Annotated in this window: 11 protein-coding genes; 3 read left to right on the top strand and 8 right to left on the bottom strand. The window is 74.4% G+C overall.

The window, feature by feature from the left end; all coding sequences use genetic code 11:
• Positions 1-29: 29 nt before the first annotated feature.
• The 3 genes from MXD62_RS15185 to pdxS are packed head-to-tail and all read right to left on the bottom strand — an operon-like array spanning position 30 to position 2,355.
• Positions 30-785, bottom strand: coding sequence for a YebC/PmpR family DNA-binding transcriptional regulator (locus MXD62_RS15185; RefSeq protein ID WP_248829908.1), 756 nt, complete (start codon positions 783-785; stop codon positions 30-32).
• A complete protein-coding gene (pdxT, locus tag MXD62_RS15180) occupies positions 782-1,393 on the bottom strand; it encodes a pyridoxal 5'-phosphate synthase glutaminase subunit PdxT (RefSeq protein ID WP_248829907.1) in 612 nt (203 codons plus the stop codon). The genes MXD62_RS15185 and pdxT overlap by 4 nt, the downstream gene beginning before the upstream one ends.
• A complete protein-coding gene (gene pdxS, locus MXD62_RS15175) occupies positions 1,390-2,355 on the bottom strand; it encodes a pyridoxal 5'-phosphate synthase lyase subunit PdxS (RefSeq protein WP_285224085.1) in 966 nt (321 codons plus the stop codon). Before pdxS ends, pdxT begins: the two co-directional genes overlap by 4 nt.
• A gap of 894 nt (positions 2,356-3,249) precedes the next feature.
• Here pdxS and MXD62_RS15170 point away from each other — a divergent pair.
• A complete protein-coding gene (locus tag MXD62_RS15170; RefSeq protein ID WP_248829906.1) occupies positions 3,250-3,975 on the top strand; it encodes a hypothetical protein in 726 nt (241 codons plus the stop codon).
• Here the strand turns inward: MXD62_RS15170 and MXD62_RS15165 are convergent.
• The 4 genes from MXD62_RS15165 to pgsA all read right to left on the bottom strand — a co-directional run bounded on the left by MXD62_RS15165 (position 3,888) and on the right by pgsA (position 7,481).
• Positions 3,888-4,451 carry a hypothetical protein gene (locus MXD62_RS15165; protein ID WP_248829905.1) on the bottom strand — a complete coding sequence of 188 codons (564 nt, stop codon included), beginning with the start codon at positions 4,449-4,451 and terminating at the stop codon, positions 3,888-3,890. The genes MXD62_RS15170 and MXD62_RS15165 overlap by 88 nt on opposite strands.
• Positions 4,452-4,583: 132 nt before the next feature.
• Entirely contained in the window at positions 4,584-5,717 is a 1,134-nt protein-coding gene (locus tag MXD62_RS15160; RefSeq protein ID WP_248829904.1) for a glycosyltransferase family 4 protein, read from the bottom strand.
• A 13-nt stretch (positions 5,718-5,730) separates the two neighbouring features.
• A complete protein-coding gene (locus MXD62_RS15155; protein ID WP_248829903.1) occupies positions 5,731-6,591 on the bottom strand; it encodes a phosphatidylinositol mannoside acyltransferase in 861 nt (286 codons plus the stop codon).
• Between the two features lie 26 nt (positions 6,592-6,617).
• Entirely contained in the window at positions 6,618-7,481 is an 864-nt protein-coding gene (gene pgsA / locus MXD62_RS15150) for a phosphatidylinositol phosphate synthase (RefSeq protein WP_248829902.1), read from the bottom strand.
• Positions 7,482-7,793: 312 nt separating this feature from the next.
• On the opposite strand from pgsA, the gene MXD62_RS15145 reads away from it, so the two are divergent.
• Positions 7,794-10,064, top strand: coding sequence for an elongation factor G-like protein EF-G2 (locus MXD62_RS15145; RefSeq protein ID WP_248829901.1), 2,271 nt, complete (start codon positions 7,794-7,796; stop codon positions 10,062-10,064).
• A 130-nt stretch (positions 10,065-10,194) separates the two neighbouring features.
• Here the strand turns inward: MXD62_RS15145 and MXD62_RS15140 are convergent, their stop codons facing one another.
• Complete coding sequence (locus tag MXD62_RS15140; protein ID WP_248829980.1) at positions 10,195-10,764, bottom strand: HIT domain-containing protein; 570 nt, start codon at positions 10,762-10,764, stop codon at positions 10,195-10,197.
• A 301-nt stretch (positions 10,765-11,065) separates the two neighbouring features.
• Between MXD62_RS15140 and MXD62_RS15135 the strand changes: the two genes are divergently transcribed.
• Positions 11,066-12,490 (top strand): cytochrome P450, encoded by a 1,425-nt coding sequence (locus MXD62_RS15135; RefSeq protein WP_248829900.1) that lies wholly within the window; start codon positions 11,066-11,068, stop codon positions 12,488-12,490.
• Positions 12,491-12,527 lie beyond the last annotated feature (37 nt).

Here is a 12,527-nt window from a genome sequence, read left to right as displayed (position 1 = left end):
CCGCCCGGCAGTACCCGGACGGCACGGGCTCAGCTGGAGACGAGCTCCATCACGTCGTCGGAGATGTCCGCGTTGAACCAGACGTTCTGGACGTCGTCGAGATCCTCGAGCGCCTCGACCAGCTTGAGGACCTTCCGGGCCGGCTCCGCGTCGAGCGGGACGCTCACCGAGGGCAGCCAGGAGATGTCCGCGGAGGCGACTGTCAGGTCCGCCTCCGTGGCCGCCACCCGCACCGCGTGCAGGTCGGTGGCCTCGGAGACGACCTCGAACGCGTCCCCGACGTCGTTGACCTCCTCCGCCCCGGCGTCCAGCACGGCCAGGAGGATGTCGTCCTCGGTGAGGTCGGGCGTCTTGTCGATCAGGATGACGCCCTTGCGGTTGAACAGGTACGACACCGAGCCCGGGTCGGCCGGGGTGCCGCCGTTGCGGGTGATCGCGACCCGGACGTCGGAGGCGGCCCGGTTGCGGTTGTCGGTGAGGCACTCGACGAGCACGGCGACCCCGCTCGGCCCGTAGGCCTCGTAGGTGACCGACTCGTAGCTCACCCCGCCGGCGAGCTCGCCGGAGCCCCGCTTGATGGCCCGGTCGATGTTGTCGTTCGGCACCGACTGGGACTTCGCCTTGGCGATCGCGTCCGCCAGCGTCGGGTTCCCCGCCGGGTCGCCGCCGCCCGTCTTGGCCGCGACCTCGACGGTCTTGACCAGCTTGGCGAACAGCTTGCCCCGGCGGGCGTCGACGACCGCCTTCTTGTGCTTGGTGGTCGCCCACTTGGAGTGACCGCTCATGACCTGCCCCTCTTGAGCCCGAGCTCGGATCGGACGATCTCCACGAACAGCCGGTGCACCCGGATGTCCCCCGTCAGTTCAGGATGGAACGACGTGGCCAGCAGCGGCCCCTGCCGGACCGCGACCGGCCGGTCGGCGACCCGAGCCAGCACCTCGACGCCGTCCCCCGCCTTTTCTACCCACGGTGCCCGGATGAAGACGGCGTGCACCGCCGGTCCGTCGACGCCGTCCACCACCAGGTCGGTCTCGAACGACTCCACCTGGCGGCCGAAGGCGTTGCGCCGGACGACCACGTCGAGCCCACCGATGAGCGGCTGGCCCGGGCGGCCGTCGATCACGTCCTGCGCGAGCAGGATCATGCCCGCGCACGAGCCGAACACCGGCAGACCACCGGCCACGGCGGCCCGCAGCGGTTCGAGCAGGTCGAACACGCGCAGCAACCGCCCGATCGTAGTGGACTCGCCACCGGGCAGGACCAGGCCGTCCAGCTCGGCGAGCTCACCGGCCCGGCGCACCTCACCGGCGTCGGCTCCGGCCTCGTGCAGGGCGCGGACGTGCTCGCGCACATCGCCCTGCAGCGCCAGGACGCCGATCCGCGGGGCGCTCACCAGCCGCGGGCGGCGAAGCGCGCCTCGGGCGGGAGCTCGCCGACGTTGATGCCGACCATGGCCTCACCGAGGCCGCGCGACACCTTCGCCAGCACGCCGGGGTCGTTGTACATGGTCGTGGCCTCGACGATCGCCCGGGCGCGCCGCGCCGGGTCGCCGGACTTGAAGATGCCGGAGCCGACGAACACGCCGTCCGCGCCGAGCTGCATCATCAGCGCCGCGTCGGCCGGGGTGGCGATGCCGCCCGCGGTGAACAGCACGACCGGCAGCCGGCCCAGCCGCGCGACCTCGGTGACGAGCTCCACCGGCGCACGCAGCTCCTTGGCCGCGGCGTAGAGCTCCTCGGACGGCAGCCCCGACAGCCGCGCGATCTCCGACCGGATCGTGCGCATGTGCACCACGGCGTTGGAGACCTCGCCGGTGCCCGCCTCGCCCTTCGAGCGGATCATCGCGGCACCCTCGGAGATCCGCCGCAGCGCCTCGCCCAGGTTCGTCGCTCCGCAGACGAAGGGAACCGTGAAGCCCCACTTGTCGATGTGGTGGTTCGGGTCCGCCGGGGTGAGGACCTCGGACTCGTCGACGTAGTCCACACCCAGCGCCTGGATGATCTGCGCCTCGACGAAGTGCCCGATGCGGGCCTTGGCCATGACCGGGATCGAGACCGCCTCGATGATCCCGGAGATCATGTCGGGGTCACTCATCCGCGCCACGCCGCCCTGCGCCCGGATGTCCGCGGGCACCCGCTCCAGCGCCATGACCGCGACGGCGCCCGCCTCCTCGGCGATGCGGGCCTGCTCGGGGGTGACAACGTCCATGATGACGCCGCCCTTGAGCATCTCCGCCATGCCGCGCTTGACCTTGGCGGTGCCGGCGTGCCGCTCCGCGCCGTCCGCCGGCGCGACGGGGCCGGATGGCGAAGCGCCCGGGGCGGGGGCGGGGGCGGTCAGGCCGTCGGACATCATGTGGTGTCTCTTTCGGGTAGTTCGGACAGGTTCTTCGGACGGGATCCGCGGTGGTGCGGACCCGCCGGCGGTACCCCGCCGTCCGGTGGTGCCGACCCGTCCGGTGGTGGCGGTCCGACGGTGGCGTCCGCCGCCGGTTCGGGCGCCGCCGGCGCTCCGGCGGCACCGCGCCGGCGCACCGACGGCGGCGGCCCGGTGCGGGGAGCCCCGGCCGGAGGGGCCGGGAGACCGGTGACCGGCCGACCGGCTCGGGCCACGCGGGGACCAGGCTGTTCGGTGGTCGTTCCGGGCCGGACGGACCCGGACGGACATGGATTCGGTTCCATGGTACGGCCGAGACGCGCATGCCCTACCCCATCTTCGGCATCGTGGAGATCACCACCGACGGTGGCGATCTCCACACCGGGGCCCCGCACCAGGCGGCGCACCGGAGGGCACACCGGGTGTCCGTACCGATATCCGCCCGGTGACCAGCGCAGTATCCTGCCGTGCCACGACGCGGAACCTTCCAGGAGAGTCATGACAAGTCCCTACGGCGGTGGACCGCCCGGCCCGCAGCCTGGACCTGGGCAACCTGCTCCTGGACAGCCGCCGTGGGGTGGCGGCGCGCCCGGCGGCTACGGGCCCCCGCCCGGTGCCGGGCCCTACCCCGGGCCGGCACCCAGCGGGCCGTATCCGGGCCGGCCGGGTGGTGGCCCGCCGTCCTTCCCCGGCCCCCCGCCGCCGACCGGATCTCCGCCAGCCGGGCCGTACGCGGCGCCAGCCGGGCCGTACGCGGCGCCGGGCGGGCCCTACGCCGCGCCGGGGCCGGCGGGGCCCCAGCCGTGGGCGCGGCCGGGACCCGCCGGATGGCCCGGGGGGACGCGGTGCCGGATCTGCGGTGCGGCCCCGGCCGTGCCCGCGACGATCCGCGGGCACCAGGGCTTCATCATCTTCATGCGGTTCCGCGCCGAGCACGGACCGTTCTGCCGCACCTGCGGCACCGCGACGCTGCGCGCCATGAACGCGCGAACGCTCTGGCAGGGCTGGTGGGGCATCGCGTCGCTGTTCATCACCCCGGTGATCCTGCTGCTGAACTTCACCGAGCACTCGAAGATCGGCAAGCTGCCCCCGCCGGGGCCCGCCCTCGCCCCGCCGCTACGGCCGGGACGCCCGCTGTTCCGCCGGCCCGAGGCCCTCGGCCTGCTGGTCCCGCTCCTCGTGCTCGCGCTGGTCGTGGCGGCGATCGCGACGATCGACCCGGATGAGGCCGGGGCCCGCTCCGGCGACTGCGTCCGCCGGGACGGCCAGCGGATCTCGATCGTCGACTGCGCGTCACCGCAGGCCCAGTACGTCGTCCTGACCAGGCTGGACGGCGACTCCGACGCCCGGTGCGACCTCTGGACGGAGACGACCGCGAGCTACACGCAGACCGGGCCGGGTCCTGACTTCGTCCTCTGTCTCGGGCCGGTGCCCGGCGCGGGCGCGGGCGCGGGGCAGCCCGACCCGAGCGAGGTGCCGGACCAGCAGGGGACGACGCGCAACGCGAGCGCTCAGGCTCCGGGGATCCCGGCCGGGTCGTCCGACCGGGGCGGGGGGTCCTCCTCCCGGGCCGGAAGCGCGTCGTCGATCTCGAAGTAGGCGGGCAGCGGCCGGCGCCCCGACAGGTGCAGGACCCGCACCAGGCGCCGGCCGGCGAGCGAGCGGACGTCGCCGACCGCGTCGTTGTGGAACTGGCGGGCCAGGGCCACCCGGGCCGCCGCCGAGTCGACGGCGCGCACCTCCTCCGGGGCGCGCTGCCCCACGGCGACGACGGCCGGGGCGCGCAGCGCCCGGCTCAGCCCGTTCTCCGCGTCCTCCGCGGTGGTGCCCAGACCGGCGCCGGCGAGCAGGGCGGCATGGCCGGCCCGGGCACGCTCGGCCATGTCGGCGAGCTCTGCGAGGTCACGGCGGCGGGCGAGCTCGTGCGCCGCGTCGGCCCGGGCCATGAGCTGGACCACGAGGCCGGCGCGCGCCGCGTCGACCCGGCCGGCCAGCCGGTCGAGCCGACTCGCCAGCCAGGTCAGGTAGGTGGCGATCACCACTACGGCCACCACCACGACCACCACGACTGTCATCTCGCGCAGCGTAGTCAACCCCGGTGGACAGGTCACGGCCGGTCGGTGATATCGGCCGGCGCGGGACATCGCCAGGCACGGGATACCGGCCGGCGCCGCGATCCGGCCGCCGCGGGATACCGGCCGGCCGGCTCAGCTCTCCTCGGGGGCGGCGACCGACACCGGACGGTCGCCGGAGACCATCTCGTACACGCCGACGATGCTCTGGGCGATCACCCGCCAGTCGTACCGGGCGACGACGGCGCGGCCGCGCTCGGCCAGCCGGGCTCGCTCGGCCGGGTCCTCGATCAGCTCGGCCAGGTTCGCCGCCAGCTCCGCCGGCTCCCCCACCCCGAACAACCGCCCGGCCCGCCCGTTGTCGAGCACCCGCCGGAACGCGTCGATGTCGCTCGCGACGACCGGCGTCCCGGCCGCCATCGCCTCGAGCAGCACGATCCCGAAGCTCTCCTGCCCCGTGTTCGGGGCGCAGTACACGCTGCCGGAGGCGAACACCGCCGCCTTGTCGGCCTCCGGGACGAGCCCTACCAGGTCGACCCGGCCGAGCAGCGCAGGGTCGATGCGGGAGCGCACCGCCTCGGTGTCGCCGGGGCCCGCCACCAGCAGGCGGACGTCCGGCACCTTCTCGACGAGCATCGGGAACGCGGCCATCAGCACGTCCAGGCCCTTGCGCGGCTCGTCGATCCGGCCGAGGAACGCCACCGTCGGCGCGGTGCCGTAGCCGGGCAGCGGGCGGGCGCCCTCGAAGGCCCGCACGGCCACTCCGTTCGGGATGAGGATCGCGCCGGTGCCGAGGTGCTCCACGAGCGTGCGCCGTGCCGCCTCGGACACGGCGATCCGTGCCCGCAGCTTCTCCAGCGACGGCCGCAGCGCGCGGTGCCCCGCGGTGAGGATCCTTGACCTGGGGTTGGCGGTGTGGAAGGTCGCCACCAGCGGGCCGTCCGCGAGCATGCAGGCCAGCAGGCTGACGCTGGGCGCGGTCGGCTCGTGCGCGTGCAGCACGTCGAAGTCGTGCTCGCGCAGCCACCGACGCACCCGGGCGGCCGAGACCGGCCCCATGAGCAGCCGGGCCACCGAGCCGTTGTAGGGCACCGGCACCGCGCGGCCGGCGTCCACGGCGTACGCCGGCAGCGTGGACTCGTCGTCCACCGGGGTGATCACCGAGACCTCGTGCCCGGCGTCGAGCAGCGTCTCGGCGAGGTCACGCACGTGCGCCTGGACGCCCCCGGGCACGTCCCAGGTGTAGGGGCAGGCGAGTCCGATTCTCACCGCCGGCTGCTCCTCATGACCGCTCGGGCCAGATCCGCTGGAGCATGTGCCAGTCGGACGGATGGGCGGCGATGCCGGAGGCGAACTCGTCCGCGAGCCGCTGGGTCATGGCCGGGATGTCGGTGTGCTCGACCTCGGGATGGATCCGCGCGCTCCAGCCGTCGTCGTCGAACCACAGCGTGACCGGCAGCAGGACCGCCCCGGTGCGCAGCGCGAGCGCGGCCGGCCCCGGCGGCATGGTCGCCGTCGCCCCGAAGAAGGTGACGGCGACCCCGGCGGAGCTGAGGTCGCGGTCCGCAAGCAGGCACAGGGCGCCGCCGGCGCGCAGCCGCTCGGCCAGCAGGTCCGACGGCGGTTGCGTGCCGCCGGTCAGCGGGATGACCTCCATGCCGAGCGCGGTGCGGAACCGGACGAACCGTTCGAAGAGCTCCTCGGGGCGCAGCCGCTCGGCCACCGTCGTGAACGGGATGCCGGTGGCCACCAGCCACGCCCCGGCCTGCTCCCAGTTCCCCATGTGCGGCAGGGCCAGGATGACGCCCCGGCCGGTCGCGTGCGCGCGGCGCAGCCGGTCCTCGTCGAGCACCCGCATGGCGCCGACCAGCCGGCGGGTCGGCATGTCCTGAAGACGGAAGACCTCCATCCAGTACCGCGCGTAGGAGCGCAGCGCGGACCGGGTCAGCGCGTCGAGGTCGGTGCCCGGCGGCACGACCCGGGCCAGGTTGGCGCGCAGCCGCGCCGTCCCGCGCCCGCCACGGCGGTGGGCGAGATCCGCGGCACGGGCGAAACACCAGGCGGCGACGCACTCGGGCAGCAGCCGGACGAGACGCCACCCCAGCACGTAGCCGAGCAGCGTCACCCGCCCCGCGGACGTCATTCGACGGTCGGTTCCGATTCGCGCGGTCAGTGGCCCGGAGCTATCCGCGGCACCGCGGGCACCGGCGGCTGCGGCTGCTGTGCCAGCACGGCCGGCTGCGGCTGCTGTGCCGGCACCGCCGGCTGCTGCGCGCCGCCCGCCCCGGCCGGGGTGGGTGCGCCGTCCATGCCGCCGCCCGCGCTCATGACCGACGCGGCACCGGACGGGTCGCCGCCCGGCGAGCCGGGCTGCTCGGCAGCCGGGTCGGGTGCCGGCGAGCCGGCCGGCGGGGCGAGCGTGGGCCGCCCGGACCGGACGAACTGGCGGTGCACGTGCACCACCCGCTGGCTCACGGTGAGCAGGGTCGCCCCGACCAGGAACCACAGCGCCGCGGGCAGCAGGTAGGGCACGCCCAGGCCGTACAGGCCGGCGGCCACGAGCAGGATCAGCAGACGCTCGCCGCGCTCGGCGAACCCGACGTCACAGCTGAACCCCAGGCCCTCGGCGCGGGCCTTGACATATGAGGTCACGGAGCCGGCGACCAGGCAGAGCAGGGCGGCGCCCGCCAGCGGCAGCGAGTCGCCGTCGCCCGCGTACCAGATCACCAGTGACCCGAAGATCGCGCCGTCGCCGACCCGGTCGGAGGTCGAGTCCAGGAACGCGCCCCACTTGGAGGAGATGCCGCGGGCCCGGGCGATCACCCCGTCCATCAGGTCCGAGAAGACGAACAGGGTGATGACGAGCGTTCCGACGAAGAACACTCCGCGGGTGAAGAAGCCGAGGGCCCCGCCGGCCACCCCGATCGTGCCGATCACCGTCACCATGTCGGGTGACACCGACGAGCGCGCGGCCCACTGGCTCAACGGATCGAGCACCTTCTGGATCTGGGGTCGCGCCTTGCTTGCGAGCATGTCCGTCCCGTCGTCTCTGGCGTACCGCCCGGGTTGGGGCGGTCTCACAGTACCGCCGTCACGATCCGCTCATATCCGATCACGATCGGGGCTGGGGTTGTTCCCCACGTCACATCGGAGGACTCTTCGGGGTACATACCAGTGCCCGCGGCGGACACACGACAGACACGGCGCGCAGGACCTGCCACGCAGAACAGGACGCCCGCGGGGTACGGCCCCTCGGCCGGCCGCGGGCACCGCGAGCCAGGCGGATCCGCGCCGGCGGAGTCGCGCCGGCGCACCGGCTCCGCCGCACCCTGTTGGGAGGCCGGAATGTCAGCAACTCCGTGCGAGGTGCGCAACGTGGTCCTCGTCGGGCACACCGGTGCCGGCAAGACGACCCTGCTGCGGCATCTCCTCCAGGTGGCCGAGTTCCTCGACGGGCAGCCCGCCACCACCATGCCAGCGAACGGCAACGGCAACGGCAACGGCGGGAAGGGTGGCAACGGCCGCGCCAACACCAACGGCAGAGGCGCCGGCGGCCAGGCCCGCGCCGGGGCCGACGGGGGCGCGCCCGGGGTGGGTGCCGCCGGGGGCGGCGCGGGCGCATCCCCCGGCGGAGAACCGGCCCAGCGGAGCATCTCGCTCGTCCTGGCCTCGCTGCGCCACCGTGGCCTGGCCGTGAACCTGCTGGACACCCCCGGCTACCCGGACTTCGTCGGGGAGCTGCGAGCGGGCCTACGCGCGGCGGACGCCGCCCTGTTCGTCATCAGCGCCCTCGAGGGCATCGACGGGTCGACCAGGATGCTCTGGGAGGAGTGCGCGACGGTCGGCATGCCCCGCGCGATCGCCATCACCCGGCTGGACCATCCCCGGGCCGACTTCGACGCGACCCTGCTCGCCTGCCAGGAGACTTTCGGCGCCGGAGTCCTGCCCGTCTACCTGCCCGAACCCGGCGGCGCGGAGCCGTCCCGGCTCGTCGCCCTGCTCACCGGACGGGTGGTCGAGTACTCGGCCGGGACCCGCCGCGAGCAGGAGCCCCCGGCCGAGCTGACCGGCGCCGCGGGGGCGGCGCGCGGCGCCCTGGTCGAGGGGATCATCGCCGAGAGCGAGGACGAGAGCCTGCTCGAGCGGTACCTCGGCGGCGAGGAGCTCGACCCCAAGATGCTGCTCGACGACCTGGAGACCGCGGTGGCGCGCGGGTCGTTCTACCCCGTCCTGCCGCTCGCGGTACCGTCGCGCGCCGCGGCCGGAGCGCGTGGCGTGCCGCCCGGCCTGGGCACCGTGGAGCTGCTCGACCTGTTCGCGCACGCCTTCCCGTCCCCGCGCGAGCACCCGCTGCCCAGCCTCACCCGCCCCGACGGCTCACCGTGCCCACCGGCGGTCGGCGACCCGGCCGGGCCCCTGGTCGCCGAGATCGTCCGCACCACCACCGACCCGTACATCGGCCGGATGTCCCTCGTCCGGGTCTTCTCCGGCATCCTGCGCCCCGACGCGGCCGTACACGTCTCAGGCCACGGACGGGCGGCCGCCGGACATCCCGACCACGACGACGACGAGCGGGTCGGGGCGCTCTCGCAGGCCGTCGGCATCGCGCTGCACTCGGTCGACGAGTGCGCCGCCGGCGGGATCTGCGTCATCACCCGGCTGTCCACCGCCGAGACCGGGGACACCCTCTCCGACCCGGCGGACCCGCGCCACCTGCCCGCCTGGACGATGCCGGAGCCGCTGCTGCCCGTAGCCGTGCGCGCCCCGGCCCGCTCCGACGAGAGCAAGCTGTCCGCGGCGCTGGGCCGTGTCTGCGCCGAGGACCCCACCCTGACCGTCACGCAGGACACCGAGACCGGCCAGCTCGTCCTGTGGTCCATGGGCGAGGCCCACTGCGACGTCGTCCTGGACCGCCTGCGGGAGCGGTTCGGCGTCACCCTCGAGAAGATCCCGCTGAGGGTTCCCATGCGGGAGACGCTGCGCGGGCCGGCCGAGGGCGTCGGGCGGCTGGTGAAGCAGTCGGGCGGCCACGGGCAGTACGCGATCTGCCGCCTCAAGGTCGAGCCGCTGCCCGCCGGCAGCGGCTTCGAGTTCGTGGACGAGGTCGTCGGCGGCGCGGTCCCCCGCCAGTTCATTCCCTCGGTGGAGAAGGGAGTGCGGGCCCAGCTGGAGCGGGGGTTGGAGGCCGGGTTCCCCGCCGTCGACCTGCGGGTGCGCCTGGTCGACGGGAAGGCGCACAGCGTCGACTCGTCCGACATGGCCTTCCAGGCGGCCGGCGGCCTGGCGCTGCGGGAGGCCGCGCGCGCGGCCGGCGTGGTGCTGCTCGAACCCGTCCTGGAGGTGCACGTCACCGTGCCCGACGAGCACGTCGGCGCGGTGATGAGCGACGTCTCCGCGCGGCGCGGCCGGGTCGTGGGGATGGCGCCGGTCGGCAACGGCGGCCCGGAGGTCCCGGCGCGCACCGCCATCCACGCGGAGATCCCCGCGGCCGAGATGACCCGCTACGCCGTCGACCTACGCTCCGTGAGCCACGGGACGGGCGTCTTCAGCCGCCGCCCCCTCGGTTACGAGCCGGTTCCCGACCATCTGACGGCCAGGTTCACCGAGCAGTCGTGACCCCGCACGGCCGCCCCGCGCCGGCATGACCCGGGCGGGCGCGGCTGTGCCGGACGGCGCCGGGCCCGACCCTCCCGGGTGACAGCGGGTTACCGCGGACGGCCGCCGGCCCACCCCCCGCGCGGGTGGGTCAGGCCGTCCGCTCGGTGCGCCGCCACGCCTGCGCGAGCAGCTCCCGCGTCTGGCCGAGCAGCGCCGGCAACACCCGGGTCGCGCCGACGACGGGCATGAAGTTCGTGTCACCACCCCAGCGCGGAACAACATGCTGGTGCACATGGGCGGCGATTCCGGCGCCGGCCACCGAACCGAGGTTCATACCGGTGTTGAAGCCGTGCGCGCCACTCGCCATCCGCAACGCGCGCAACGCGTGCTGGACGAACAACGACATCTCCACCGTCTCGTCGTAGTCCATCTCGGCATAGTCGGCGACATGGCGGTACGGCACCACCATCAAATGACCCGCGTTGTATGGATACAAATTAAGTACGGCGTATACGGACTTTCCCCGGGCGACCACGAGGCCGTCCTCGTCCGTCATCGCCACGATGGCGCAGAAGGGGCACTCGTCGTCGGGGGACCGCCCCGCCCCCTTGATGTACGCCATGCGATGCGGCGTGTAGAGACGTTGGAAGGCGTCCGGGTGGCCGACACCAGCCTGCTCGTCGACGGGCGTGCCGTCCGGCGCCGCGGTCGCGCTCACCTGCCCGGCCCCGCCGCCGACGGGATCGGCTCCCGCCAGCACCGCCCTCCGACCTGCGCCACCCTCACCACGCTGCCGCCTCCCGCGCCCCGCGAGCCCCGTCCCGCCGCCGCCGATCACCAGCCGGCCCGCCGGTACCCGTCCGAGACACCACGGTACCCACCCGCGGGCCGCGCACGGGCCGCCAGTACAGGCCCGCCCGCGGCCGGCGAGACGGTCGGCCACCCGGCCCGGGGTCCAGGATGAATCCCGAGGGCGCGGTACGGGGCCGCTGTCCCCGGAGCGCCTCCTGGAGCCGCACATGTCGATCGACCGCCTCCCCACCGCGGGGCACACCGGGGCGCAGGCACCGGGGCCGGGCCGGGCCACCCCGGCGTTCCTGCGCGAGCTGCTCGCCGACCCGCTCCGCCTGTTCACCCGGCTGCGCACCAGTTACGGCCCGATCGTCCGGGTGCCGGTCGGGCGCGGCGGCTTCCACCTCGTGTGCGGCCCCGACGCGGTCGAGCAGGTTCTGGTGGGCGAGCAGCGGGCCTACGCGAAGGGCCTGCGCCGGCGCACCATGCCGCCGGGCGAGGGAATCCAGCCGCTGTCCCTGCTGCTTGGTTCGGGCCTGCTCACCAGCGGCGGAGACCTCCACCGGACCCGCCGCCGGCTGATCCAGCCGATGTTCCACCGCGAGCGGATCGCCGGCTACGGCGCCGCGATCTCCGAGCTGTCCCGCGCCACCGCGCTGGGCTGGGCGGACGGCTCCCGCCGCGAGGTCCACACCGACATGAGCGAGCTGACCCTCGCGATCGTCGCCCGCACCGTGTTCGGCGTCGACGTCGACAGCGAGGTGGTCCGGCGGGTGCGCCGCGCCGTCGCCGCGAACATGCGGCTGTCCCAGCTGGCCGTTCTCCCGGGAGCCATGCGCCTGCAGCAGCACCTGCCGATCGGCCCGCTGCGAGCGGCACGCGACGCGCGGGACGACCTCACCGCCGTGGTCATGGAGATGATCGAGCAGCGCAGATCACTCGACGCCGCCGGCTCCGACCTGCTGTCCACCCTGCTGGCCACCCGCGACGCCGACACCGGCGCCCCCCTGGACGACACCTCGATCCGCGACGAGGCGCTGACCATCCTGCTGGCCGGTCACGAGACCACCGCGAACGCGATGACCTGGGCCTACCACCTGCTCGCCACCAACCCGCAGGCCCGCGACCGGATGCACACCGAACTCGACGACGTCCTCAACGGCCGAAAACCGACCACCGCGGACCTGGCCGAGCTGCCCTACACCCGGGCCGTGTTCAGCGAGACCCTGCGCCTGTACCCACCCGCGTGGATCCTCCTGCGCCGCACGACGAGGGACGTCACCCTCGCCGGGTACCACCTGCCCGCGGACACGAACGTCCTGCTGAGCCAGTGGGTGATCCACCGGGACCCCACCTGGTGGCCCGCCCCCGAGGAGTTCCGCCCCCAGCGCTGGCTGACCCCCGACCCCACCCGCCCGAAGTACGCCTACTTCCCCTTCGGCGGCGGAACCCGCCAGTGCATCGGCAACACCTTCGCCGAGATGGAAGGAGCACTGGCCCTGGCCGCGATCAGCTCCATCCGAACCCTGACCCCCACCCCAGGCCGCCCGGTAACCCCCATCCCCCGCGTAACCCTGCGCCCCCAGCCCCTGCAGATGACCGCCCACCCCCGCACACCCCGCCCCACCCCCGCCACCCACCAGCCTCACTGACACCTCACACTCACCAGCCGCACCGACACCCCACGCC

Origin of the sequence: Frankia sp. Mgl5, from assembly GCF_023242985.1 — a bacterium.
Classification (GTDB): Bacteria; Actinomycetota; Actinomycetes; order Frankiales; family Frankiaceae; genus Parafrankia; species Parafrankia soli.
Note: the sequence above shows the minus strand (reverse complement) of the source record. Positions and strands in the feature narration are given on the sequence as shown.